Origin of the sequence: Staphylococcus sp. HMSC069D12 (assembly GCF_001810405.1) — a bacterium.
Lineage (GTDB): Bacteria > Bacillota > Bacilli > Staphylococcales > Staphylococcaceae > Staphylococcus > Staphylococcus haemolyticus.
Genome location: NZ_KV801118.1, coordinates 1 through 220, shown reverse-complemented (window position 1 = coordinate 220; position 220 = coordinate 1). Strand labels below are relative to the sequence as shown.

Below are 220 nucleotides of genomic sequence, written 5' to 3'. Positions count from 1 at the left end.
TTTATTAGACAAATTAGAGGAGGGATAACATGAGTGATTTAAACCCTAGACAAGAAAAGTTTATATCTGAATACCTAAAGACGTTGAATGTAACACAAAGTGCAATTAAGGCTGGTTATAGTCCTCATACTGCAAGTGTACAAGGTAGTAGATTGCTAAAGAATGAAAAAGTGGCTAAGTACATTGATGAGCAACGTAAGAAAGTGATTGATGAGGGCGT

1 protein-coding gene is annotated in these 220 nt (G+C 35.5%); it reads left to right on the top strand.

Translation table 11 applies throughout. The features are described from left to right. Positions 1-29: 29 nt before the first annotated feature. Positions 30-220, top strand: a 191-nt coding sequence (locus HMPREF2737_RS09685) for a terminase small subunit (protein ID WP_141745587.1), incomplete at its 3' end; no start/stop codon positions are given.